We start from the raw sequence: 24,740 nt of genomic DNA, 5'->3' as shown, positions 1-24,740 counted from the left end.
GGGTGCGCGCGTCCGTCACCAGGAGCTTTGTCTCTATGAGGGCATAAGCTGGGGTTATGAGTACAAGTGAGGTGGGGGCGAACGCAGGGGTGAGCCCGGGCGTGAGCTCGGGGGCGGGCCCGGGCGACGACGCGGCGGGTCTGGCCCACCGCGTGCCCGAGCTGGGGGCGTTGCAGCTGCTGCTCGCCGTCGCGCGGCTGGGGAGCCTGGGGCGCGCGGCGCGCGAGCTGGGCATCAGCCAGCCCGCGGCGAGCAGCCGGGTACGGGCGATGGAGCGGCAGCTCGGGGTCGCCCTGGTCGACCGGTCGCCGCGCGGGTCGCGGCTGACCGATACCGGGGTGCTGGTCACCGACTGGGCGCGGCGGATCGTCGAGGCGGCCGAGGCGTTCGACGTGGGGGCGCAGGCGCTGCGGGACCGGCGCGACTCGCGGTTGCGGGTAGCCGCGAGTATGACGATCGCCGAGTATCTGCTGCCGGGGTGGCTGATCGCGCTGCGCCGGGAGCGGCCGGACACCGCGGTGTCGCTGCGGGCCGGGAACTCGCTGGCGGTAGCCGAGCAGTTGCTCGCGGGTGAGGCGGACCTCGGGTTCGTCGAGGGGCTCGACGTGCCCAATGGGCTCAGTGGGGTCGTGATCGCCCAGGACAGTCTGGTCGTCGTCGTGGCGCCGGGGCATCCGTGGGCCCGGCGACGGGCCCCGCTTGGCCCGGCCGAGCTCGCGGCGACGCCGCTGATCCTGCGGGAGCGGGGTTCGGGGACGCGGCAGGTCCTGGACGCGGCGCTCGCGGCGGACGGGGGGCTGGCGCGGCCGCTGCTGGAACTGTCCTCGACCACGGCGGTCAAGGGGGCGGTGGTGAGCGGGGCGGGTCCTTCCGTGCTGAGTGAGCTGGTGGTGGGGGACGAGGTCGCGGCGGGGCGGCTGGTGCAGGTGCCGGTGGAGGGCGTTCGCCTCCGGCGGGATCTGCGGGCGGTGTGGACGACGGGGCATCGGCCCACCGGGCCCGCGCGTGACTTGTTGTCGCTGACGCGGCGAGTGGTCGCCTGACCGGGGCGCGGTGGCGCGGGTCAGAGATTGAGCCCCCACCCCACCCCTTCCCGAAAGGCCTCGCCGGCCGGGCTCAAAGATGTCCTCAATCGCCGGACGGGCTGAGATCTCTTCAGCCCGTCCGGCGATTGAGGACCGGGGTCCGGGGCGGAGCCCCAGTTACGGGAAGGGGCGGGGTGGGGAAGATTTCGCCGCGTGCACCAGGGCCGCCATCACCCGAGTGTCCTCGCCCATCTCCGGGTGCCACTGGACTCCCAGGACCCAGCCGTCTCCTGGGAGTTCCACGGCCTCCACCGTGCCGTCGGACGCGTACGCCGACGGCACCAGGCCCGCGCCGAGCCGGTCCACCGCCTGGTGGTGGTACGTCGGGACCGCCGCCTCCGTGGGCACCGCAGACGCGTACCGCGTCCCCGGAACCGGCTTCACCGTGTGCTGGCCGAAGACGCCGACGTCCGCCAGGTGCCCGGCCAGATGCTGCGTCAGCGTCCCGCCGAGCGCCACGTTCAGCAACTGCATCCCACGGCAGATCCCGAGCAGCGGCGTCCCCGCCGCCAGCGCGGCCTCGATCAGGGCCAGTTCCCAGGCGTCGCGCTCCCGCGCGGGCGGACCCGTACGAGGGTCGGGCTCGGCCCCGTACCGTACGGGCTCGACATCGGGTCCGCCCGCGATGACGAGCCCGTCCAGGCGCGCCACCACCCGCGCGGCCTGCTCAGGGCCGTCGGGCGGCAGCATCGCGGCGAGACCGCCCGCCGCTTGGACGAGCCGGGGGTAACCGGCCGGGACCAGGGCGGCGGGCAGGTCCCAGACACCCCACTTGGCCGAGGCTTCCAGGTAGGTGCTGACACCGATGAGCGGCGGGTGGGACACGGTTCGGGTTCCTCCAGGTCGGCAGAACGGGGGAGTCAGGTGCGTTCGAGTTCCGCCTCGGCCTCGGCCAGCGCCGCGAACTCCTCCTCGGGCGCCGCCGCGACCAGCCGATGCCGACTGTAGAAGGCGAAGTAGGCGAGCGCGATCGCGTAGACGCCGAGCGCGATGAACGCCGCCGTCTTGTCCACCAGGAACGTCGCGACCAGCGCGGACAGGGCCAGCACGAAGGCCACCGACGACGTGGCGATGCCGCCCGGCGTGCGGTAGGGCCGGTGCAGGCCGGGCTCGCGGCGGCGCAGCACGATGTGCGACAGCGCCATCATCGCGTACGAGATGGTCGCGCCGAAGACCGCCATGTTGAGCATCCGGCCGCCGTCGCCGGTCGCCGCGGCCAGTCCGAAGCCGATCGCCCCGGGAATGACCAGGCCCAGGTATGGGGCCTTGCGGCTGCTGGTCAGGGACAGGAAGCGGGGCAGATAGCCCGCGCGGGAGAGGGCGAACAGTTGCCGGGACCCGGCGTAGATCAGGGAGAAGAAGGAGGCGACCAGACCGGCCAGGCCCGCGTAGTTGACGAAGCGGGACAGCGCCGTTGGCTCGCCGTCACCCTGGAGGGCGACGACCAGCGGGTTGCCCGCTTCCTTGATCGCGTTCGCGCCGTGCGCGCCCGTCGCCGCGAAGAACGTGAGCAGGGCGAGCAGCACCAGGACGCCCATCGCGATCGACAGCGCCTTGGGCATCGAGCGCACCGGGTCCTTCGCCTCTTCGGCCGCCAGCGGCACCCCTTCGATGCCCAGGAAGAACCACATGCCGAAGGGGAACGCGGCCCAGATCCCCAGCAGCCCCATCGGCAGCCACGAGCTGGCGCCGAAGGCCTCGGTGTCGACCGGGATGTCGTTCAGGCCGTCCGCGCTGAACTCGGTGAACGCGCCGACCGCGAAGATGAGCAGCGCGGCCACCGCGATCGCGGTCACCACCAGGCTGAACCGCAGGGCCTCGCCCACGCCCCACAGATGCACGCTGATGAAGATCGCGAAGCAGGCGAGGTAGACCGGCCATCCCGAGGTCAGCCCGAAGAGGTTGAGCGACTCGATGTAGTCGCCGATGAAGATGGAGATCGCGGCGGGCGCCAGGATGTACTCGATGAGGATCGCGGTGCCGGTCAGGAAGCCGCCCCAGGTGCCGAGGGCGCGTCGGGCGAAGCCGTATCCGCCGCCCGCGGTGGGCAGGATGGCGGAGAGTTCGGCGAGGGCGAAGACCAGGCAGGCGTACATCGCGCCCATCAGGAGCATGGCGATGGCGAGCCCGCCGAAGCCTCCTTCCGCCAGGCCGATGTTCCAGCCGGAGAAGTCGCCGGAGACCACGTAGGCGACACCGAGGCCGGTGAGCAGCAGCCAGCCCGCGCTGCCCCGGCGCAGGGTGCGCCGCTGGAGGTACCGGTCTTCGTCGGAGCCGCCCTGGGAAGGGGCGGCTGGTGGGATGCGCGATTCGGTGCCCTCGGCCATAGACCGCTCCTGTCTCGGGGCAATGGTGTGGGGCCACACCTTTGCGCTCCGGCGGCGGCCGCGCAAGACCCGTGCGTTAAACGGATGTTACGGATCCGACCTTCAGGGGTGCCGGAAGCGCCCGGTGGGGGAGGTACCCGGCGGGGGAGGTGAACGCGGGCTCAGGTGAGAAAGCCTCTGAGCAGCGCGGCCGTCCCCGCGCAGTGCTCGCGCATCACCTCGCGCGCGCCGTCCGCGTCGCCGTCCAGGACGGCCTCCACCAGCGCGGTGTGCTGCTGCTGTGAGTGCTCCAGGTTCCGCACCAGGAGCGGGATGCCGTCCAGGAGGTCGTTCACCTGCGCTCGTACGGCGGCGTACTGGGCCGTCAGAGTGGACGAGCCGGACAGTTCGGCGAGCGTGAGATGGAGCAGGGTGTCGAGACGGCGGTACTCGGCCAGGGGTGCGTCATGGGTCGCCGCGAGTGCCGCGCGCAGCTGCTCGGCCCGGGCCCCGTCGAGCCCGTCAGCCGCGCAGAGCCCGGCCGCGCCGACCTCCAGCACCTCCCGGAACCGCAGGATGTCCTCGACGTCCACCGACGCGACCCGCCGCCGCAGCTCGCCCTCGCCCGGCGGTCGCGGCCGGTCCAGGACGAACGTGCCGCCGTACCGGCCGCGTCGGCTCTCCACCAGCCCCTGGTCCTGGAGTACCTTCAGCACCTCGCGCAGTGTGACCCGGCTGATCCGCAGCCGGTCCGCCAACTCTCGCTCGGCGGGGAGGCGTTCACCATGAGGTACGAGTCCCAGGCGCAGCACCTGCAGGATCTGCTCCAGCGCCTCCTCGAAGCCGTTGCCCGCCCGCACGGGCCGCAGCACGGGTGTCAGCCGGTCGTCCGCACCGATCTCCGCCATGTTGCGGTTCCCCCTTCCCAATCAATGGTCATCACCCATACCTTATGACTCCCGAAGCCCGAAGGAGGAGAATCCCGTGGCTGACCGCACACCCCCGCTCGCGATCGAGGAACTGCGTGCCCGCGTCGCGAGCGGTGAGATCGACACTGTCGTCCTCGCCTTCCCCGATATGCAAGGGCGGCTGCAGGGCAAGCGGTTCGCCGCGCAGTTCTTCCTGGACGAGGTCCTGGAGCACGGCACCGAGGGCTGCAACTACCTGCTCGCCGTCGACACCGAGATGAACACCGTCGGTGGCTACGAGATGGCCTCCTGGGACCGCGGCTACGGCGACTTCGCCATGCGCCCCGACCTGGACACCCTGCGTCGCGTCCCCTGGAACGAGGGCACCGCGATGCTGGTCGCCGACCTCGCCTGGAACGACGGCTCGCCGGTCGTCGCCGCCCCCCGCCAGATCCTCCGCCGCCAGCTGGAGCGCCTCGCCGAGCACGGCTTCACCGCGCAGGTCGGCACCGAGCTGGAGTTCATCGTCTTCAAGGACACCTACGAACAGGCCTGGGACCGTGACTACCGTGGGCTGACCCCGGTCAACCAGTACAACATCGACTACTCCGTACTCGGCACCGGCCGCATCGAGCCGCTGCTGCGCCGCATCCGCAACGAGATGGCCGCCGCGGGCCTGACCGTCGAGTCCGCCAAGGGCGAGTGCAACCCCGGCCAGCACGAGATCGTCTTCAAGTACGACGAGGCACTCGTCACCTGCGACCAGCACGCCATCTACAAGACCGGCGCCAAGGAAATCGCCGCCCAGGAGGGCGTCTCGCTCACCTTCATGGCCAAGTACAACGAGCGCGAGGGCAACTCCTGCCACATCCACCTCTCGCTCACCGACGCGGACGGCGTCAACGTCATGGCGGGCGACGGCCCCGGCGGCATGTCCCCGGTCATGCGGCACTTCCTCGCCGGGCAGCTCGCCGCCCTCCGCGACTTCTCCCTCCTCTACGCCCCGAACATCAACTCCTACAAGCGCTTCCAGCCGGGCTCCTTCGCCCCGACCGCCGTCGCCTGGGGCCATGACAACCGCACCTGCTCGCTGCGCGTCGTCGGCCACGGCCGCTCGACACGCTTCGAGAACCGGCTGCCGGGCGGCGACGTCAACCCGCACCTGGCCGTCGCGGGTCTGGTCGCGGCGGGCCTGTACGGCATCGAGCAGCAACTCGAACTCCCCGAGGTCTGCGAAGGAAACGCCTACACCGGCGAGTACGCGCACGTCCCCACCTCTCTTCGCGAGGCCGCCGAGCTCTGGGAGAACAGCCCCATCGCCAAGGCCGCCTTCGGCGCCGAGGTGGTCGCGCACTACCGCAACATGGCGCGGGTCGAGCTGGACGCCTTCGACGCCGCGGTGACCGACTGGGAGCTCCGCCGCTCCTTCGAACGTATGTGAGGCCCGACTTGTCCGTTTCGCACGAGCCGAATGAGCCGAATGAGCAGCCGTACGCGCACCAGGTGCTCAACCCGGCGACCGAAGACGTCATCGCGACCGTCCCGGCGACCACCGCGGCCGAGGTCGACGCCGCCGTCACCCGGGCCGCCGCCGCGCAGGTCCGCTGGGCGGCGCTGGCCCCCGCCGACCGGGCCCGCCTGCTGCGCCGCTTCGCCGCCGCCGTGGACGACCACGTCGAGGAACTTGCCCGCCTCGAAGTCCAGGAGGCGGGCCACACGCTGGGCAACGCCCGCTGGGAGGCGGGCAACGTCCGTGACCTCCTGGACTACGCGGCCGGGGGAGTGGAGCGCCTCAGCGGCCGCCAGATCCCGGTACCCGGTGGCCTGAACGTCACCTTCCTCGAACCCCTCGGCGTCGTCGGCGTGATCGCGCCCTGGAACTTCCCGATGCCGATCGCCGCCTGGGGCACCGCCCCCGCACTGGCCGCGGGCAACGCCGTACTCCTCAAGCCCGCCGAGACCACCCCGCTCACCGCGCTGCGACTGGCCGAACTCGCCCTGGCGGCAGGCCTTCCGGAGCACCTCTTCCAGGTGCTGCCCGGCGCGGGCGCCGTCGCCGGAAACGCCCTGGTCGAGCACCCGGGCGTCGCCAAGATCGTGTTCACCGGTTCGACCACGGTCGGCAAGCGCATCATGGCCAAGTGCGCCGACCAGGTGAAGCGGGTGACCCTCGAACTCGGCGGCAAGAGCCCCAACATCGTCTTCGCCGACGCCGACCTCGACGCCGCGGTGGCCGCCACCCCGATGTCCTTCCTGGACAACGCCGGACAGGACTGCTGCGCCCGCACCCGCATCCTCGTCCAGCGCCCGGTGTACGACCGCTTCCTGGAACTCCTGGCCCCCGCCGTCGAGTCAGTGGCCGTTGGCGACCCCGCGGACGACAAGACCCAGATGGGCCCGCTGATCTCCCGGGCGCAGTGGGAGCGGGTACGGTCCTACGTCCCCAGCGGCGCCGAGGCGATCATCGGCAGCGCGCCCGAAGGCCCCGGCTTCTGGTTCCCGCCCACCGTGCTGACCGCCGTCGAGCCCCACGCGCGCGTGGCCGTCGAAGAGGTCTTCGGGCCGGTCGCCGTGGTGCTGCCCTTCGACGACGAGGCGGACGCCGTACGGCTCGCCAACGCCACCGAGTACGGCCTCTCCGGCTCGCTGTGGACCCGCGACGCGGGCCGGGCGATCCGCGTCTCGCGCGCCGTCGCCGCCGGGAACCTCTCCGTCAACTCCCACAGCAGCGTCCGCTACTGGACCCCGTTCGGCGGATACCGGCAGTCCGGACTCGGCCGTGAACTGGGCCCGGACGCCCTGACCGCCTTCACCGAAACCAAGAACGTCTTCATCAGCACGGAGAGCACGGAGGCCTGAGCACCATGACGACCACTGAGAACATCTGCCGCCGCCTGGTGGGCCGCACCGCCGTCATCACCGGCGCGGGCAGCGGCATCGGCCTGGCCGCCGCCCGCCGACTCGCCTCCGAGGGCGCCCACGTCGTCTGCGGCGACATCGACGAGAGCGCGGGCAACGCCGCGGCGAAGGAGGTCGGCGGCACCTTCGTACGCGTCGACGTCACCAACGCCGAGCAGGTCGAGGCCCTCTTCAAGACCGCGTACGACACCTACGGCAGCGTGGACATCGCCTTCAACAACGCCGGGATCTCACCGCCCGACGACGACTCCATCCTGGACACCGGGCTGGAGGCGTGGAAGCGCGTCCAGGACGTCAACCTCACCTCCGTGTACCTGTGCTGCAAGGCCGCCATCCCTTATATGCAGCGCCAGGGCCGCGGTTCCATCATCAACACCGCCTCCTTCGTGGCCATCATGGGCGCGGCCACCTCCCAGATCTCGTACACCGCGTCCAAGGGCGGGGTGCTCGCGATGTCGCGCGAACTGGGCGTGCAGTTCGCCCGCGAGGGCATCCGGGTCAACGCCCTGTGCCCAGGCCCGGTCAACACCCCGCTGCTTCAGGAACTGTTCGCCAAGGACCCGGAGCGGGCCGCGCGCCGACTGGTGCACATTCCGGTGGGCCGGTTCGCCGAGGCCGAGGAGATCGCCGCCGCGGTCGCCTTCCTGGCGAGCGACGACTCGTCGTTCGTCAACGCCACGGACTTCCTGGTCGACGGCGGTATCGCCGGGGCGTACGTCACTCCGGTGTAGCGGTCACCGGTCACCTGGGTGTTCGGTGCACGCACCCCGTGCGACCGCTTAGGGTGGCCGCATGAGCATGACGACCCCGCCCGGCTGGTACCCGGACCCGTCGGTCCCGTCCCTTGAGCGCTGGTGGGACGGGACCGCGTGGACCGAGCACACCCGGGCCCCGCAGCAGGCCGGGCACTCGGCTGAGCAGTTGGCCGGTCAGTCGGCCGGGCAGCCCGTCGGTTTCGGCCCCGCGCAGCCCATGCCCGCGTCAGGCCCCGGCCAGAGCGCGGGGCGGGGCAAGATGATCGCGCTCGCCGTCGCCGGGGTCGTCCTCATCGCCGCGATCGTCACGGGAGTCGTCGTACTTGGCAAGGACGACACAGACGGTGCGGAGGCGAAAAGCGGCGGTACCCCGACCGCGCCTCCGTCCGAGACCGGCGACGAGCAGCCCAGCGACGAGCCGTCCGACGACCCCACGCCCTCCGCCAGCGCGTCCGCCGACGATCCCAGCGTGCTGGTCGACCAGCTCAACGGCGTCTCCCTGCCGATCCCGGACGGCTGGGAGAAGCCGGAGCACACAGTTGGCAGCGAACTGACCATGCGCACCAAGGACAGCTACGACTGCCCGGCGACCAGCGGCTTCTGCTACCACGGCACCGTCACCAGCGGCACCGCCGACAGAGGCAGCGGCGACACCGCGAAAGAGGCCGCCGAGAAAGACATCTCCGACTGGGCCGAGCTGGCGTACGGCGAGGGCATCCTCGACCGTGAACCGCACGGCGGCATCACGTCGACCAAGAAGGTCCAGGCGGGCCAGGTCGCGGTGGCGGGCCGCACCGGCTATCTCGTCCGCTGGCAGGTCAAGACCGGCAAGGGCCCCGGCGGATACGTCCAGTCCCTGGCCTTCCCGTCGACCATCGGCACCGAGTCCCTGATCATCGTGCGCTTCGCGTTCGACGCAGGGGCGGACGGACCGCCGCTGTCCGGGATGGACGAGATCACCAAGGGCATCCGCGACCTCGGCGACGAGGAGGCCGGGACAGGCGGCGTGGGCAGCAGCATCAGCCCGTCGTAGGGCCGGAGCGCTCGCGACTCAGAGGAACGTGCGGCCCTCACCGCGATACGTGGGAACGGTCGCGGTGACCCGCTCACCCTCCACCAGGTGCAGCGCGTCGAAACGCTCGCACAGCTCCCCGGCCTTGGCGTGCCGGAACCACACCCGGTCGCCGATCAGCAGATCGTCGGCCACCGACCCGAGCAGCGGCGTCTGCACTTCGCCCGGCCCCTCCTGCGGGTCATACCTCAGCCCCTCCGGAAGGTACGGCACCGGCAGCCGGTCCGCGCCCGCGGCCCCCGACGCCGGATAGCCGCCGCCGAGCACCGTCACCACGCCCACACCGGGCCTGCGCACCACGGGCTGCGCGAACAGCGCCGCCGGACGGCCGGTGAACGAGCTGTAGTTGTCGAACAGCCGTGGTACGTACAGGCCCGAGCCCGCGGCGATCTCGGTGACCGCGTCCTCCGCGGCGGTGTGCTGCACACTGCCGGTGCCACCGCCGTTGACGAACTCCAGGTCGGGTGCCACTGCCCGCACGGCGCGCACCACCTCCGCCCGGCGGGCGGCCAGTTCACGGCGGGCCGCCGACTGCATCAGCCGGATCGCCCGGGAGCGCAACGGCCGCCCGGCGACGCGGTCGCCGACCCCGGCCACATGACCCTCGTACGCCATGACCCCGACCAGCCGGAAACCGGGCCTGCGCACCACCGCGCGGGCCAGCTCGGCGACTTGGGCGGGGGAGTGCAGCGGGGAGCGCCGGGCTCCGACCCGTACCCGGCCGCCGAGCAGCTTCAGCGCGGTGTCCAACTCCAGGCAGACCCGCACCTCTTCGCCGCCGCCGTCCCCGTCCCTGGCCTCGTCGATCAGCCGCAGCTGCGCCGGATCGTCGACCATCACCGTCACCGCGGCGGCCAACTTGGGGTCGGCGGTGAGTTCGGCGAACGCGGCCCGGTCGGTCGACGGATAGGCCAGCAGGACGTCGTCGACACCGGACCGGGCGAGCCACAGCGACTCGGCCAGGGTGAACGACATCACACCCGCGAACCCGTCCCGGCTCAGTACGCGCTCCAGCAGGGCGCGGCAGCGCAGGGACTTGCTCGCCACCCGGATCGGCTTACCGCCGCCCCGTCGCACGAGATCCGCGGCGTTCGCGTCGAAGGCCTCGAGGTCGACGATGGCGACGGGCGCGTCGAGGTGGGCGGTGGCCCGGTCGTAGCGGACGCGGTCACTGGCGCGGGCTGTCATGAGCGCAGCTTGCCAGACGCGATTACCGCAGGGTAGGGGGATGCGGGGGATGAGCGTGATGAAGAGGGCAGATCGCCTCATGGCTGTGGATCGGGTCTCGGCCGAACGGTGTCAGCCCGTAGAGTGACGCGGGTACAGGGAAGGAACGGGCCTGTCCCCAAAGGCGATCGAGCGGGGCCCAAGAGTGAGGAACGGGGGGTGCATGAGCACCGAAGCGCAGCGCGCTCCCGTACCTCCGCGCCCCGCTGGCCCGCCACCCCCGCACCCCTCGACCCGCCTCCCTGACCGGCCTCCGAGGGTCTCTGACCAGCCTCCGACGGCCCCTGCCCGCCCGCAGGCCTCGGAGACCCCGCAGGCCTCGCAGGCTCCGCGAGACGTGCCCGAGGCCCCCACGACACCGCCCACGGCGCGCGAGCCGCGTCCGGACCCGGTGGTGACTGGCGCGGCTGGCACCGCTGGCGTGGCTGGCACCGCTGGCGCCCGCGCGGCGGCCGCTGCGGCAGTGCACGCGCCTCGCGTCCCTCTACGCCCGGTGAAGGCCCCCGGTACGGCTGGCGAGCGGGGGAACCCCGATGGGCGGCGACCCGCAGCCGGTACGCCCGTGGGGACACGGCCCTGGGAGCCGCCTGCCAGCGGGTTGTCCGCCGAGGTGGTCGACGAGGGGCCGACCCGGGTAGCCGAGCCTGGCCAGGACGCGGGACTGCTCGGGGGCGTACAGCCCAGGGCGGCCGCACCATCGGGTGACGTACCGTCAGACGCCGTCGGCTGGGGGTCCCGCAGGGCGGACGTCATACCGCCCAGGCCCGGCGCGCGGCGCCCGCTCGCGTTCGACGAGCCCTCGCCGTACGACGACCAGGACGCCCCCACGACCCGGCTGCGCCGAGTCCCCGCCCGTGGCAGGGCCCGCACCGCCGTCGCCGCGGCCTGCGTCGTCCTGGGCCTTGGTCTCATCGGCGGGGCGGTGACCGGCAGTTGGCTCACCGCCGACGCCGCCGACCCGACCGAGCGGTCCCGGTTCGCGGCGGCCGCTGACACCTGGCACAGCGAGCCCGTCGACACGCTCCTGCCCGCCGTGGTCAAGGGCGAGGGCGCGGGCCCCGGCGGCGCCGACCGCCGCTGGACCCGGATCGCCGTCGCCCCGGACAGCGAGTGCGCGGGCGCCCTCGACCCGCTGCTGCTCAAGGCACTCGAACCCGTCGGCTGCGAGCGCCTGGTGCGCGCCACGTACACGGACGACACCCGCAGCCATGTCACCACCGTCGGCATGGTGTTCAGCGAGGCGGACGAACCGGCCATGCGCGCCCTGCGGGCCCGCTTCGCCAAGGACAGCCTGGAACGGCGTGACGATCTGATGCCCCGCACCTACCCCGCCAGGGGCACCGTCGCCGAGGGCTTCGGCGACCGGCAGCGCGCGACCTGGACGGTCTCCGTCCTCACCGACGCGCCCGTGGTCGTCTACGCCGTGTCCGGCTTCGCCGACGGCCGTACGGTCAGCGCCCCGGAGCCGGTCGCCGACGCACTCGCCACGGACGCCACCAGCGCCCCCGCCCAGGCCGGTCTCGGCCACGAGGCGAAGGGACTCGCGGACCGGGTGGAGCGCACGTTGCGCAAGACCGTCAGCGCGGCCACCGAGAAGCCCGCATGAGACTCCGCCGTATGAGACTCCGCAAGACCGCCGCCCTGCTCGCCGCCGCCGCGCTCACCCTGCTGCCCGCCACCACCGCCGAGGCCGACTCGATCCGCGCCCGCCAGTGGAGCCTGGACGGCACGACCACCCGCGAGGCGTGGCGCACCACGCGGGGCGAGGGCGTCACCGTCGCGGTCCTGGACACCGGCGTCGACGCCGCGCACCCCGACCTTGAGCGCAACGTCGTCGACGGCAAGGACATGATCGGCTTCGGCGCCGCGCGGGGCGATGGCTCCTGGGCCAAGCACGGCACCGCGATGGCCGGGATCATCGCGGGCCACGGACACGGCCAGGACTCCGGCGACGGCGTACTCGGCGTCGCGCCCCAGGCCAGGATCCTCCCGGTCCGGGTGATCCTCGAAGACGGCGACCCCCTGCGGACGAAGGCCCGCAGCACCCGTGGCAACGCCCTCGCCAAGGGCATCCGCTGGGCCGCCGACCAGGGCGCCGACGTGATCAACCTCTCGCTCGGCGACGACAGCGAGTCCGCCCACCCGGCAGCCGCCGAGGACGCGGCCGTCCGGTACGCCCTCAAGAAGGGCTCCGTCGTCGTCGCGTCGGCGGGCAACGGCGGCGAGGAGGGCGACCGCGTCTCCTACCCGGCCGCCTACCCCGGCGTGATCGCGGTGACCGCCGAGGACCGCTTCGGCAACCGCGCCGCGTTCTCCACCCGCCGCTGGTACGCCACCGTCAGCGCACCCGGCGACGACATCGTGATGGCCGCGCCTGACGGCGGATACGTGGAGGGCTGGGGCACCAGCTCCGCCGCCGCCTTCGTCTCGGGCGCGGTGGCGCTGGTGCGCTCCGCACACCCGGACCTGACCCCGGCCCAGATCAAGAAGCTGCTCCAGGACACCACCCAGCACGCCCCCGACAACGGCCGCGACGACTCCCGTGGCTACGGCCTGGTGGACCCGGCCGCCGCGATCCGCGCGGGCGGCGCGCTGCGGCCCGAGTCGCTGCGCCCGGCCGAGTTCGGCACGCGGTACTTCGGTCCCGGACCCGACCAGCCCGAGGAGGAGCGCGACGCGATCGGCTGGGCTGGCCTGCTGGCGGGTGGTCTCGGTACGACGCTGCTGGTGACGGCCGTACTGCTGTGGTACCGGGGGCCCGCACGGCCGGGCGGCGGACCGCTGCCGTAACCGTCCCGTCGCGTCCTGCGTCGGGCGAGCGGCGTCGGGACCTCGGGACGCTGGGGCGCCAGGACCTCAGGGCGCCAGCACCTCAGGACTCAGGACGCCAGGGCGTCAGGACGTCAGTGAGGCGACCCCGGCCCTCGCCGAGGCCTCGACCAGCGCGACGCCGTCCTCCATCGTCGCGTGGCCGTCGGAGATCACGGCGACCAAGCGGTCACCGTCGTCCGTGGTCACCCGCCCGATGCTGTTCACGTCCCACAGCCCGCTCGCGCTCCGCGGCAGCCAGCCGTTCTTCAGCGCGCCATTCGAACCGGCCGCCGACACGCCCCAGCCCTGGCCGTCGGATATGCCCCCCATCAGCTCCTGGACGTAGGCACGCGAGGCCTCGACCAGCTCTGACTCCGGCCCGCCGAAGACCGCCCGCAACAGCGCCACCTGGTCCGCCGCGGTCGTCTGGGTCAGCCCCCACTCGCCGTTCTCACCGGCCGTGGTCCCGGTGAGCCCGAGCCGCTGGTTGGCGGCGTCCAGACCCGCGGCCCCGCCGATGGCCTCCCACAGTTCCGTCGCCGAGTCGTTGCCGCTGTTGACGATCATGTCGGTGGCCGCCGCGCGCTCCCGCTCGGTGAGCTCCCGCCCCTCGTCCTGGGCCTGGAGCAGCAGCGTCGCCAGTATGTCGACCTTCACTATGCTCGCTGTGTCGTATGTCTCCTCGCCGCCGTGCACCGCGAGGGCACCGTCGCCCAGGTCGAGGACCGCGACCGACAGCCGGGTCGGGCCGTCGTCGGGCAGGACGGAGGCCAGCGCCTCGGCCAGCCGCTTGTTCGCTTCCGGGTCCGCCCCCACCGCCACCTCCGTGACCGCCTCCTGCGCCGCTTCCCGCGCCCCTGTGGCCGCCTCCTGCTCTGCGGTGACCGCCTCTCGCGGCGTCGAGAGAGCTGACGGCGCGACCGTGGGTATGTGGCGCGGTGGTGCCGCGTCGTGCACCACGTTCGCCTGGTTCTGGGCGCAGCCCACGAGCCCCCAGCCAAGCAGGACGGCGGTGGCCACGGGCGCGTATCTGAGCCGTCGCATGCCCCCCATGGTCGCCGACGTTCCCGTGGTCGCCGACGTTCCCGCGTGCTTTGTTCGTCGTACCCCTGAACCCGAGGGGAACGCCTCGCGCGCGGGCTCGGTAGGGTCACTGGTCGTGGCGAACAAGAACATCCCTGACTCCGGCTTTTCTGACGACGACGGTTCCGCGGACCCGCGGCTGACCGCGGCCCTCACCACCTGGGCGGGCGACCGGACGGCCGAGAACGCGAGCAGGGTGCTTCAGGCGCTCTCCGGCACCCGGCTGCTGGTGCCGGTCGTCGCGGTGCTGGGCGAGGCGGAAACGGACGCGAACGGTCTGAAACGCGACAAGACCAGCGACATGGCCGTCCCGACTCTCAAGGCCGGGGACCGTACCGCACTGCCCGCCTTCTCGTCGACCGCCGCACTCGCCCGCTGGGACCCCGAGGCCAGGCCGGTCGCCGTACCGCTGGGGCAGGCGCTGCGCGCCGCCGCCCATGAGAAGGCCGACACCATCGTGCTGGACCTGGCGGGTCCCGTGGCCTTCGAACTGCCCCGCCCCGCGCTCCTCGCCCTCGCCGAAGGACGCGTCTCCACCGACCCGCTGGCCGACCCCGCGGTCGTCGAGGCGGTACGGACCGTGGTCGCCGGGGTGCCCGCGGTGCTCCGCGCCTACCTCGGCCCCGGCCAGGCGGACGGAACCCTCGCGCTGGTCCTGTCCGCGGACGCCGAACCGGCTGACGCGGCCCGCCAGGTCACCGAGGCGCTGGCCGCCGACGACGCACTGAGGGCCCGCCTGGTGCGCGGCCTGGACCTGGCACTGCTGCCGGTCACGGCCACCCCACCGGGCGAGCCCCTGTTCGTACGTGGTCCGTCCTCGTAGTACCTGCGTACCTACGAGGACGGGAGGACGGAAGGTCAGCCGAAGACCGGCCCGGTGTACTTCTCGCCAGGCCCCTGCCCCGGCTCGTCCGGCACCAGCGACGCCTCACGGAACGCCAGCTGCAGCGACTTCAGCCCGTCGCGCAGCGGCGCCGCGTGGAAGGAGCTGATCTCGGTGGTGCTGGCGTCCAGCAGACCGGCCAGCGCGTGCACCAGCTTGCGGGCCTCGTCCAGGTCCTTGTGCTGCTCGCCCTCGTCGGTGAGGCCCAGCTTCACCGCCGAGGCGCTCATCAGGTTGACCGCGACCGTCACGATCACCTCGACCGCGGGGACCTCCGCGATATCGCGGGTCATGGCGTCGAAGTCGGTGCTGCCGGGCTCGGTGGTCGGGTCGTCGCTCATGACTGCTTCTTCTTCCTGCGGATTGACGGGCCGGTCCAGCCTAGGCCCACCCGGCAGGCGGGCGGCGACGGCCCCGAACGCTGGTATGCTGGTGAATCGACCGGCTGGATATCCGTGTGCACCACGAGTGTCCGGCCCACAAGTGGAGGCTCCGATCTCCCACCTGGCCGCTCTTCGGGCGGCGGGTCACCGGTCAGACGCTCCACTCCCGCAGTGGTCGTCCGATGTGCGCCCCGTGTACGACACGGCGGTGCTCCGGTAGTGATGGAGCCCCGCAAGTGATCGTCCGGGGCATTTTTCATGCACCGGGCCGGTTAGGTCTAACGAATAGAGACGTTACGCGGCAGTCCGCCAGACCGTCGCGTGGTGCTACCGAGGAGGATCCATCAGCGCCGAGCCCCGCATCAACGACCGGATTCGCGTTCCCGAAGTGCGACTTGTCGGTCCAAGCGGCGAGCAGGTCGGGATTGTTCCGCTTGCCAAGGCCCTTGAGCTCGCTCAGGAGTACGACCTCGACCTGGTCGAGGTGGCGGCGAACGCTCGCCCGCCCGTCTGCAAGCTCATGGACTACGGCAAGTTCAAGTACGAGTCGGCCATGAAGGCCCGTGAGGCGCGCAAGAACCAGGCGCACACGGTCATCAAGGAGATGAAGCTCCGGCCGAAGATCGACCCGCACGACTACGACACCAAAAAGGGTCACGTCGTCCGGTTCCTCAAGCAGGGCGACAAGGTCAAGATCACGATCATGTTCCGTGGTCGCGAGCAGTCCCGCCCCGAGCTGGGCTTCCGGCTGCTGCAGCGGCTGGCTTCGGACGTCGAGGACCTCGGGTTCATCGAGTCGAACCCGAAGCAGGACGGCCGAAACATGATCATGGTTCTCGGTCCGCACAAGAAGAAGACCGAGGCGATGGCCGAGGCCCGCGAGGCCCAGGCCGCCCGCAAGGCGGAAGCCGCGGAGACCGCGGTGGAGAGCCGTCGGGACCGTGCCCCCGACGAGGAAGTCGCCGAGGCGTCCTCCGAGGAGCCCGCCGAGGCCTGATCCGGGGCGCGAGCCCTGGATGCCAACCGATACAACTGACGCTCCCGCCTGCCGGTCCCGACCGGGGGAGTGCCACCGACGAGGAGAGAACGGCGCTATGCCGAAGAACAAGACGCACAGCGGTTCCAGCAAGCGCTTCAAGATCACCGGCTCCGGCAAGGTGATGCGCGAGCGCGCCGGCAAGCGCCACCTGCTCGAGCACAAGTCGTCCCGACTGACGCGTCGCCTCACCGGCAACGCCGAGATGGCCCCGGGCGACGCCAAGAAGATCAAGAAGCTTCTCGGCAAGTGACGTCACGGCCCCCGCACCGACGGGGGCCGGACGCCGAGACCGGGACCTATTCGAACCGGGCCGTGTGACGATCACCACGGCCCCGCTACAAGGAGTTATCAAGTGGCACGCGTCAAGCGGGCAGTCAACGCCCACAAGAAGCGTCGGGCGATCCTCGAGCAGGCCAGCGGCTACCGCGGTCAGCGTTCGCGCCTGTACCGCAAGGCGAAGGAGCAGGTCACCCACTCCCTCGTCTACAACTACAACGACCGCAAGAAGCGCAAGGGCGACTTCCGTCAGCTGTGGATCCAGCGCATCAACGCCGCTGCCCGCCAGAACGGCATGACGTACAACCGCCTCATCCAGGGTCTGAAGGCCGCCAACATCGAGGTGGACCGCAAGATGCTGGCCGAGCTCGCGGTCAACGACACCAACGCGTTCGCCGCGCTGGTCGAGGTCGCCCAGAAGGCCCTCCCGAGCGACGTCAACGCCCCGAAGACCGCCGCCTGATCCAGGCCCCGTCTTCCCGGCCGTGACAGGCCTTTCGCCGGACCCGCAGGTGGCATGCCTGCGGGTCCGGTGCGTTCAGCGTTCCGCGGTCCGTGTTCTACGATCCACGGTCCGCGTTCCGCGTTCCGCCCTTCCGTACGTACGTGAAAAGGTGAGCCGCCGACCATGGGCACCCCCGAGCTGATCTCCCCCCGCTCCGCGCGGGTGGCCGCCGCCAAGCGGCTGGCCAAGCGCAACATCCGCGCCAAGGAGCACAGATTCCTCGCCGAGGGGCCCCAGGCCGTACGGGAGGCCGCCGGACACCGCAGCGGCGGCGAGCCCACGCTGATCGAGCTGTTCACCACCCCCGAGGCCGCCGAGCGGTACACCGACGTCATCGACGCGGCCCAGGGCGGCGGAGCCCGTGTGCACTACGCCGACGCATCCGTGATCGCCGATATCTCGACCACCGTCACCCCGCAGGGACTGGTCGGCGTCTGCCGCTTCCTGGACTCGCCGCTTTCGGACATCCTCGCCGCCCGGCCCAAGCTCGTCGCCGTACTGGCCCACGTCCGCGACCCCGGCAACGCGGGCACCGTGCTGCGCTGCGCGGACGCCGCGGGCGCCGAGGCCGTGATCCTCACCGATGCCTCGGTCGATCTGTACAACCCCAAGGCGGTACGGGCCTCGGTCGGCTCGCACTTCCATCTGCCGATCGCCGTGGGCGTCCCCGTGGAGGACGCCGTCGCGGGACTCCGGGACACCGGCGTCCGGGTACTCGCCGCCGACGGCGCGGGCACCGACGACCTCGACACCGAACTCGACATGGGCACCATGGGCACCCCCACCGCCTGGATCTTCGGCAACGAGGCCTGGGGCCTGCCAGCCGAGACCCGCGCCCTGGCCGACGCGGTGGTGCGCGTCCCGATCCACGGACGGGCCGAGAGCCTGAACCTCGCCACGGCCGCCGCCGTATGTCTCTACGCCTCGGCGCGCGCCCAGCGAGCCTAGGACAGGCCTGGGGCGGTCCTAGGCCCTGGCTGGCTCTGACCGCTGGCTGAGGGGGTCCGTTCGGTAACCCTCAGCTAGTAGTGTGGCGGGCTCGGGGACCCACTGCACCAGTTGAGAGGGTGGGGTACGGGGAATGACTGTCGGCACCAGGGGACCACGCGGAGCACACGGCGCCGCTCCGCCACCTTCCCCGACGCCCTGTGCCGCCCCCGAGGACGCCGAGGACCCCGGCGGCCTCGGCGGCCTCGGCCTGGACCCGGATGACCTGCCGGACGGCCTGGTCGTCGCGGACGAGACGGGCCGGGTGATCTGCTTCAACGCCGCGGCCGCCCGCATCACCGCCGTACCCCGCGCCGACGCCCTGGGCAGTCCGCTGGAGCGCGCACTGCCGCTGGAGGATCTCGAAGGCCGACGCTGGTGGCAGCTGACCGACCCGTACGGCGGGCTTGCCACCCGCAGGGGCCAGCCCGAGCGCAACCTCCTGCTGCCCGGCGGCCGCGAGGTCCTGGTCACCGCCCGGTACGTCCGTACCCGCCCCACCGGACCGCTGCGCCGCCTGGTCGTCTCGCTCAGGGACACCGAGGCCCGCCGCCGCACCGAGCGCAGCCACGCCGAACTGATCGCCACCGTCGCCCATGAGCTGCGCTCGCCGCTGACCTCCGTCAAGGGCTTCACGGCCACCCTGCTCGCGAAGTGGGAACGCTTCACCGACGACCAGAAGCGCCTGATGCTGGAGACCGTCGACGCCGACGCCAACCGCGTCACCCGGCTCATCGCCGAACTGCTCGACATCTCCCGGATCGACTCCGGCCGACTGGAGGTCCGCCGTCAGCCCGTCGACCTCGGCGCGGCCGTCGGACGGCATGTCCAGGCGCATGTCGCCGCGGGCCAGCCCCCCGAGCGCTTCCTGGTACGGCTACAGCAGCCGCTGCCGGGACTGTGGGCCGACCCGGACAAGATCGACCAGGTGCTGAGTAACCTGCTGGAAAACGCGGTGCGGCACGGCGAGGGAACTGTCACCATCGAGGTGGCCGCCGTGCGGCTGGACAGCACCGCCCGCCCGGACGACCCGGCGCGGCCCAAGCACCAGGCGGAGGGAACGGCAGTCACCGTGAGCGACGAAGGCCCCGGCATCCCCGAGGAGTCGATGGGCCGTGTCTTCACCCGCTTCTGGCGGGGGAGCAAACGCGGCGGGACCGGCCTCGGCCTGTACATCGTCAAGGGCATCGTGGAGGCCCACGGCGGCACGATCACGGTCGGCCGGGGACCGGCGGGCGGCGCCGAGTTCCGATTTACGTTGCCCGTGGCGACGCCTGCCTACCTGGTCTGAGCGCCCCACGGGCACCTTCGCCTTCCCGTACACCGTTAGACTCGACCTTTGGCGCGATTGTGTCCTTGTCGTGTGCGGGACTCCCCAGCCAAGCCAATCGGAAGTACGGGAAGAGATGTCGGCACCCAATAAGTCGTACGACCCTGTTCAGGTCGACGCGTTGAAACCGGACGAGATCGAGCGCGTACGGGACGAGGCGCTCGCCGCCTTCGCCGCGGCGCAGGACCTCGACGCGCTCGCCCACGCGAAGGTCGCGCACACCGGTGGCACCTCGCCGCTGGCGCTCGCCAACCGCGAGATCGGCGCGCTTCCGCCGCAGGCCAAGGCCGAGGCCGGCAAGCGTGTGGGCATGGCACGCGGCGTCGTGAACAAGGCGCTCGCCGCCCGACAGAGCGAGCTGGAGGCCGAGCGCGACGCCCGCGTCCTGGTCGAGGAGGCCGTGGACGTCACGCTGCCCTACGACCGTGTCCCGGCCGGCGCCCGGCACCCGCTCACGACCATCATGGAGCGCGTCGCCGACGTCTTCGTCGCGATGGGCTACGAGGTCGCCGAGGGCCCTGAGGTCGAGGCGGAGTGGTTCAACTTCGACGCCCTGAACTTCGTGCCCGACCACCCGGCCCGCCAGATGCAGGACACCTTCTTCGTCCAGGGCACCTCGCCGGACGGCAAGGCCACCACGGGCGACGAGTCCGGTGTCGTGCTGCGTACCCACACCTCGCCGGTGCAGGCGCGCGCCCTGCTCGACCGGGAGCCGCCCGTCTACATCGTCTGCCCGGGGCGGGTCTACCGCACCGACGAGCTGGACGCCACGCACACCCCGGTCTTCCACCAGATCGAGCTGCTCGCGGTCGACGAGGGCCTGACCATGGCCGACCTCAAGGGCACCCTGGACCACATGGTGCAGGCGCTCTTCGGCCCGGACATGAAGACCCGGCTGCGCCCGAACTACTTCCCGTTCACCGAGCCGTCCGCCGAGATGGACATGGTCTGCTACGTGTGCCGTGGCGCCTCCGTCGGCGACCCGGACCGGCCCTGCCGGACCTGCGGCAGCGAGGGCTGGATCGAGCTCGGCGGCTGCGGCATGGTCAACCCGCGGGTGCTCACCGCCTGTGGCGTCGACCCCGAGAAGTACAGCGGATTCGCCTTCGGGTTCGGCATCGAACGGATGCTGATGTTCCGCCACAACGTCGAAGACATGCGAGACATGGTCGAGGGTGACGTCCGTTTCACCCGGCCGTTCGGGATGGAGATCTGATGCGGGTCCCGCTTTCCTGGCTGCGGGAGTACGTCGACCTCCCCGCCACTGAGACCGGCCGTGACGTACAGGCCAAGCTGGTGGACGTCGGCCTCGAGGTCGAGACCGTCGAGACCGTCGGCGCAGGCCTCACCGGGCCGCTGGTGGTCGGCAAGGTCCTCACCATCGAGGAGCTGACGGAGTTCAAGAAGCCCATCCGCTTCTGCACCGTCGACGTCGGCCAGACCAACGGCACCGGGGAGCCGCAGGAGATCGTCTGCGGCGCCCGGAACTTCGCCGTGGGCGACAAGGTCGTCGTGGCCCTGCCCGGCGCCGTGCTGCCCGGGGACTTCCGGATCGCCGAGCGCAAGACGTACGGCAAGATGTCCCGCGGCATGATCTGCTCCGGTGACGAGCTGGGCATGGGCGACGACGGCACCGGCGGCATCATCGTGCTGCCCCCCGAGCACGAGATCGGCATCGACGCCACCAAGCTGCTCGAACTGCACGACGAGGTCCTGGACATCGCCGTCACGCCCGACCGCGGCTACTGCCTGTCGATGCGCGGCGTCGCCCGCGAGACCGCCACCGCGTACGGCCTGCCGCTGCGCGACCCGGCGCTCCTGGACGTCCCCGCGCCGAACGACTACGGCTACCCGGTGAAGATCGACGAACCGATCGGCTGTGACCGCTTCACCGCCCGTACGGTGACCGGCCTTGACCCCGAGGCGCGCTCCCCGATCTGGCTGCGCCGCCGCCTGCAGAAGGCCGGGATGCGCCCGATCTCGCTGGCCGTCGACGTCACCAACTACGTGATGCTGGAGCTCGGCCAGCCGCTGCACGCCTACGACCGGTCCCGTATCGAGGGCACGATCGGCGTGCGCCGCGCCGAGCCGGGCGAGAAGTTCACCACCCTCGACGGCACCAAGCGGGTGCTGGACGCCGAGGACCTGGTGATCACCGACGACCGTGGGCCGATCGGCCTGGCGGGTGTCATGGGCGGCGCCCACACCGAGATCGCCGACGTCGAGACCCACCCGGAGACCGGCGAGGTCCAGGGCACCACCGACGTGATCATCGAGGCCGCGCACTTCGACCAGCTCTCCATCGCCCGCACGGCGCGCCGCCACAAGCTGTCCTCCGAGGCGTCCAAGCGCTTCGAGCGCGGCGTGGACCCCGAGGCCGCGTCCGCCGCCGCGCAGCGCACCGTCGACCTGCTGGTGCTGCTCGCGGGCGGCTCGGCCGAGGCCGGGGTCACCGAGGTCATCACGCCGTCCGCGCCGCGTACGGTCAGGATCCCCGCCGACCACCCGGACAAGGTCGCCGGCGTCGCGTACGGCCGGGAGACCGTTGTACGCCGCCTCCAGGAGGTCGGCTGCGACGTGTACGGGCAGGATGACCTGACCGTCACCGTGCCGTCCTGGCGGCCCGACCTGACCGACCCCAACGACCTGGCCGAAGAGGTCATCCGCCTTGAGGGGTACGAGAACCTGCCCTCGACGCTGCCCAAGCCCCCGGCGGGGCGCGGCCTCACCGACCGGCAGCGGCTGCACCGCCGCGTCGGCCGCGCGCTGGCCGCGGCGGGCTATGTCGAGGCGCTGAACTACCCGTTCATCGGCGAGCCGGTCTTCGACCAGCTCGGCCTGGACGCCGACGACGCGCGCCGCAACACGGTGAAGCTGGTCAACCCGCTCTCCGACGAGGAGCCCGCGCTGCGCACCACGCTGCTGCCGGGCCTGCTCGGCGCGCTGCGGCGCAACGACGGCCGTGGCAGTCACGACCTGGCGCTCTTCGAGACCGGCCTGGTCTTCCGGCCGACCGGCGAGGAGACCAAGGCGGTACGGCTGCCCGTCGACCGCCGGCCCACCGACGAGGAGATCGCCTCGCTCAACGCCGCGCTGCCGCGCCAGCCGCTGCGCGCCGCGGTCGTCCTCGCGGGCGCCCGCGAGCAGTCCGGCTGGTGGGGCAAGGGCTACCCGGCGACCTGGGCGGACGCCATCGAGGCCGCTCGGTCGCTGGCCGCCGAGGCCGGGGTCGAGCTGACCGTGCGCGCCGACCAGCACGCGCCGTGGCACCCGGGCCGCTGCGCCGCGCTGTATGTGACGGTGGACGGCCAGGAGACCCTCGTCGGGCACGCCGGTGAGCTGCACCCGCGGGTCGTCAAGGCGCTGCACCTGCCGGAGCGCACCTGCGCCATGGAGATCGAGACCGACCTTCTGGAGCAGGCGTCGACCGGTGCGCTGCGCGCGCCGCGGATCTCCACCTTCCCGGTGGCCACCCAGGACGTCGCGCTGATCGTGGACGGCGACGTCCCGGCCGCCGACGTGGAGCGGGCGCTGCGGGACGGCGCGGGTGAACTCCTGGAGTCGCTGCGGCTGTTCGACGTCTTCACCGGCGAACAGCTCGGCGAGGGCAAGAAGTCCCTGGCGTACGCGCTGCGGTTCCGTGCCACGGACCGCACCCTGACCGTCGACGAGGCGTCCGCGGCCCGCGACGCCGCGATCGCCCTCGCGGGCGAGCGGACCGGCGCGGTGCTGCGCGGAGCGTAGGCGCGTTTTCCCTGGTGAGGGGCGCACTCGGTGATCCGAGTGCGCCCCTCACTCGTTCGGGTGAGAAGTCCGAGCTCCATGGCCCGACCGGGCCCCCTCATGGACAGAATCGACCCGGTCGTAGGAACCTGAGCGAGTCGCGGGAGACCGGAGTGAGGAGGGCGCCGGACGGCGTGCGCCCAACTCGGGCCTGAGGGAGGCCGTCGGCATGATCGGTATCGGACCCTGGGCTCCCTGGCGAGGCCGGCTCGGCGACAACGGCAAGCGCGCGGACGCCTCGCGGCTGCGCCGCGGATTCCCGTTAGCCGTGCCCACCCTGTGGGGTGCGGTCGCCATCACCTACAAGCTCACCTGCCCGCTCGCCCAGCAGGACAGCCTCGGGGCGCGGATCGCCACCAGCGCGGTCTTCTTCGTGGTGGGCACCGGACTCATAGTCGGCGTCCGCCGGGCACTGCTCCAGGAACTGGCCCAGGTCCGCGAAGTGGCCGGTGCCGCCCAGCGGGTGCTGCTCCGCCCCCTGCCGCCGCGGCTCGACGGACTGGCCATCGCCGCGGGGCAGCTCTCCGCCCACCGGGGCGCCGCGGTGGGCGGAGACCTGTACGAGGCGGTCGCCACCGACCACGGAGTGCGGGTCGTCATCGGCGACGTACGGGGCCACGGCCTCAGCGCCATCGGTACGGTCGCCGCGGTGCTCGGCAGCTTCCGCGAGGCGGCCCACGACGAGGCCGAACTCCCGGGCGTACTGCGCCGCCTGGAGCGCGCCCTGCAACGACACCTGCGCGAACGCTCCCGTGCCGAGCACCCCGCGTCCTGCGGGAGTGAGCCGGACCATCCGCTGTCCGAGGAGTTCGTCACGGTCCTGCTCCTGGAGATCCGCCCGGACGGCGAGTTGTTCGCCGTCAACTGCGGCCACCCCTGGCCCTATCGCCTGGGCGGCCGGGCCGAGCGCCTCTTGGGCGGCGATCCGCTGCCGCCGCTGGGGTCCTTCCCGCTTCCCGACACGGTTCCGGTCCGGCGCTGTGGGCGGCTGCGGCCAGGCGAGGCGCTGCTTCTGCACACCGACGGAGTCGAGGACGCGCGGAACTCCGCGGGGCGGTTCTTTCCGCTGCCGGACGTGCTCGCGACGCTGGCGCGCGGGGCTCCGGTGCCGCCCAACTCCCTCGTGCGGTCGGTGCATGAGGCGCTGCTGCGGCACACCGGAGGGCGCCTCTCGGACGACGTGGCCCTGCTGGTGCTGCGCAACGACCGGCGCCGGGTGCCCCCACAGGCGACCGAGGCGGCCGCCCACCGCGCCCGTACCGTCACCTGAGACCTGGTGTCAGATCCCCGGCCGACGCCGTCCGCCCCGCCGCGGACGAGTGCGGGCGGCTGAGCGGGACGACGCGGAGACGGACCGCCGTACTGTACGAGGGGGAGCCGGCGGCCCC

General features: G+C 72.1%; 22 protein-coding genes. 16 read left to right on the top strand and 6 right to left on the bottom strand.

Annotated features, from left to right (window positions below; all coding sequences use genetic code 11):
• Positions 1 to 71: 71 nt before the first annotated feature.
• Positions 72 to 1,043 (top strand): LysR family transcriptional regulator, encoded by a 972-nt coding sequence (locus GCN81_RS01665; RefSeq protein ID WP_407697929.1) that lies wholly within the window; start codon positions 72 to 74, stop codon positions 1,041 to 1,043.
• Positions 1,044 to 1,202: 159 nt separating this feature from the next.
• On the opposite strand, the gene GCN81_RS01660 is transcribed toward GCN81_RS01665, so the two are convergent.
• The 3 genes from GCN81_RS01660 to GCN81_RS01650 form a co-directional block, all read right to left on the bottom strand.
• The gene (locus GCN81_RS01660) at positions 1,203 to 1,910 is read right to left on the bottom strand and encodes a gamma-glutamyl-gamma-aminobutyrate hydrolase family protein (RefSeq protein ID WP_156721586.1); all 708 of its coding nucleotides are present in this window, start codon (positions 1,908 to 1,910) and stop codon (positions 1,203 to 1,205) included.
• A 35-nt stretch (positions 1,911 to 1,945) separates the two neighbouring features.
• Complete coding sequence (eat, locus tag GCN81_RS01655) at positions 1,946 to 3,412, bottom strand: ethanolamine permease (RefSeq protein WP_156721585.1); 1,467 nt, start codon at positions 3,410 to 3,412, stop codon at positions 1,946 to 1,948.
• Positions 3,413 to 3,573: 161 nt separating this feature from the next.
• Positions 3,574 to 4,299, bottom strand: coding sequence for a FadR/GntR family transcriptional regulator (locus tag GCN81_RS01650; protein WP_156721584.1), 726 nt, complete (start codon positions 4,297 to 4,299; stop codon positions 3,574 to 3,576).
• A 76-nt stretch (positions 4,300 to 4,375) separates the two neighbouring features.
• Here GCN81_RS01650 and GCN81_RS01645 point away from each other — a divergent pair, with 76 nt between their 5' ends.
• The 4 genes from GCN81_RS01645 (at position 4,376) to GCN81_RS01630 (ending at position 9,006) form a co-directional block, all read left to right on the top strand.
• Positions 4,376 to 5,740: a glutamine synthetase family protein gene (locus GCN81_RS01645; protein ID WP_156721583.1), complete on the top strand. Its 1,365-nt coding sequence runs from the start codon at positions 4,376 to 4,378 to the stop codon at positions 5,738 to 5,740.
• An 8-nt stretch (positions 5,741 to 5,748) separates the two neighbouring features.
• The gene (locus tag GCN81_RS01640; RefSeq protein WP_156721582.1) at positions 5,749 to 7,158 is read left to right on the top strand and encodes an aldehyde dehydrogenase family protein; all 1,410 of its coding nucleotides are present in this window, start codon (positions 5,749 to 5,751) and stop codon (positions 7,156 to 7,158) included.
• 5 nt (positions 7,159 to 7,163) lie between these two features.
• Complete coding sequence (locus GCN81_RS01635) at positions 7,164 to 7,949, top strand: 3-oxoacyl-ACP reductase (RefSeq protein WP_156721581.1); 786 nt, start codon at positions 7,164 to 7,166, stop codon at positions 7,947 to 7,949.
• Between the two features lie 61 nt (positions 7,950 to 8,010).
• On the top strand, positions 8,011 to 9,006 hold the full coding sequence (locus tag GCN81_RS01630; protein ID WP_156721580.1) for a DUF2510 domain-containing protein: 996 nt from the start codon (positions 8,011 to 8,013) through the stop codon (positions 9,004 to 9,006).
• 18 nt (positions 9,007 to 9,024) lie between these two features.
• Here GCN81_RS01630 and GCN81_RS01625 read toward each other — a convergent pair whose 3' ends face one another.
• Positions 9,025 to 10,233, bottom strand: a complete 1,209-nt coding sequence (locus GCN81_RS01625) for an amino acid deaminase/aldolase (RefSeq protein WP_156721579.1) — start codon at positions 10,231 to 10,233, stop codon at positions 9,025 to 9,027.
• A 601-nt stretch (positions 10,234 to 10,834) separates the two neighbouring features.
• Here GCN81_RS01625 and GCN81_RS01620 point away from each other — a divergent pair.
• Positions 10,835 to 11,878, top strand: a complete 1,044-nt coding sequence (locus GCN81_RS01620; protein WP_325065085.1) for a hypothetical protein — start codon at positions 10,835 to 10,837, stop codon at positions 11,876 to 11,878.
• 11 nt (positions 11,879 to 11,889) lie between these two features.
• Positions 11,890 to 13,062: a type VII secretion-associated serine protease mycosin gene (mycP, locus tag GCN81_RS01615; protein ID WP_231626294.1), complete on the top strand. Its 1,173-nt coding sequence runs from the start codon at positions 11,890 to 11,892 to the stop codon at positions 13,060 to 13,062.
• A 105-nt stretch (positions 13,063 to 13,167) separates the two neighbouring features.
• Here the strand turns inward: mycP and GCN81_RS01610 are convergent, their stop codons facing one another.
• Positions 13,168 to 14,127, bottom strand: coding sequence for a serine hydrolase (locus tag GCN81_RS01610; protein ID WP_156721577.1), 960 nt, complete (start codon positions 14,125 to 14,127; stop codon positions 13,168 to 13,170).
• Positions 14,128 to 14,242: 115 nt separating this feature from the next.
• On the opposite strand from GCN81_RS01610, the gene GCN81_RS01605 reads away from it, so the two are divergent.
• Positions 14,243 to 14,989 (top strand): SseB family protein, encoded by a 747-nt coding sequence (locus tag GCN81_RS01605; protein WP_156721576.1) that lies wholly within the window; start codon positions 14,243 to 14,245, stop codon positions 14,987 to 14,989.
• A gap of 35 nt (positions 14,990 to 15,024) precedes the next feature.
• Here the strand turns inward: GCN81_RS01605 and GCN81_RS01600 are convergent, their stop codons facing one another.
• Positions 15,025 to 15,390, bottom strand: a complete 366-nt coding sequence (locus GCN81_RS01600; protein WP_156721575.1) for a DUF1844 domain-containing protein — start codon at positions 15,388 to 15,390, stop codon at positions 15,025 to 15,027.
• A gap of 385 nt (positions 15,391 to 15,775) precedes the next feature.
• On the opposite strand from GCN81_RS01600, the gene infC reads away from it, so the two are divergent.
• The 8 genes from infC to GCN81_RS01560 all read left to right on the top strand — a co-directional run bounded on the left by infC (position 15,776) and on the right by GCN81_RS01560 (position 24,622).
• Positions 15,776 to 16,429, top strand: coding sequence for a translation initiation factor IF-3 (gene infC / locus GCN81_RS01595; RefSeq protein WP_156721574.1), 654 nt, complete (start codon positions 15,776 to 15,778; stop codon positions 16,427 to 16,429).
• A 97-nt stretch (positions 16,430 to 16,526) separates the two neighbouring features.
• Positions 16,527 to 16,721 (top strand): 50S ribosomal protein L35, encoded by a 195-nt coding sequence (rpmI, locus tag GCN81_RS01590; RefSeq protein WP_156721573.1) that lies wholly within the window; start codon positions 16,527 to 16,529, stop codon positions 16,719 to 16,721.
• A 102-nt stretch (positions 16,722 to 16,823) separates the two neighbouring features.
• Complete coding sequence (rplT, locus tag GCN81_RS01585) at positions 16,824 to 17,210, top strand: 50S ribosomal protein L20 (RefSeq protein WP_156721572.1); 387 nt, start codon at positions 16,824 to 16,826, stop codon at positions 17,208 to 17,210.
• A 165-nt stretch (positions 17,211 to 17,375) separates the two neighbouring features.
• Positions 17,376 to 18,200, top strand: coding sequence for a TrmH family RNA methyltransferase (locus tag GCN81_RS01580; RefSeq protein WP_156721571.1), 825 nt, complete (start codon positions 17,376 to 17,378; stop codon positions 18,198 to 18,200).
• A gap of 133 nt (positions 18,201 to 18,333) precedes the next feature.
• A complete protein-coding gene (locus GCN81_RS01575) occupies positions 18,334 to 19,530 on the top strand; it encodes a sensor histidine kinase (protein WP_156721570.1) in 1,197 nt (398 codons plus the stop codon).
• Between the two features lie 115 nt (positions 19,531 to 19,645).
• Positions 19,646 to 20,785 carry a phenylalanine--tRNA ligase subunit alpha gene (gene pheS, locus GCN81_RS01570; protein WP_156721569.1) on the top strand — a complete coding sequence of 380 codons (1,140 nt, stop codon included), beginning with the start codon at positions 19,646 to 19,648 and terminating at the stop codon, positions 20,783 to 20,785.
• Complete coding sequence (gene pheT, locus GCN81_RS01565; protein WP_156721568.1) at positions 20,785 to 23,313, top strand: phenylalanine--tRNA ligase subunit beta; 2,529 nt, start codon at positions 20,785 to 20,787, stop codon at positions 23,311 to 23,313. The genes pheS and pheT overlap by 1 nt, the downstream gene beginning before the upstream one ends.
• 208 nt (positions 23,314 to 23,521) lie before the next feature.
• Positions 23,522 to 24,622 (top strand): PP2C family protein-serine/threonine phosphatase, encoded by a 1,101-nt coding sequence (locus tag GCN81_RS01560; RefSeq protein WP_156721567.1) that lies wholly within the window; start codon positions 23,522 to 23,524, stop codon positions 24,620 to 24,622.
• Positions 24,623 to 24,740: the final 118 nt, after the last annotated feature.

Source organism: Streptomyces apocyni, assembly GCF_009739465.1.
In the GTDB taxonomy this organism is placed as follows: domain Bacteria; phylum Actinomycetota; class Actinomycetes; order Streptomycetales; family Streptomycetaceae; genus Streptomyces; species Streptomyces apocyni.
This window is presented reverse-complemented; position numbering and strand designations above follow the sequence as displayed.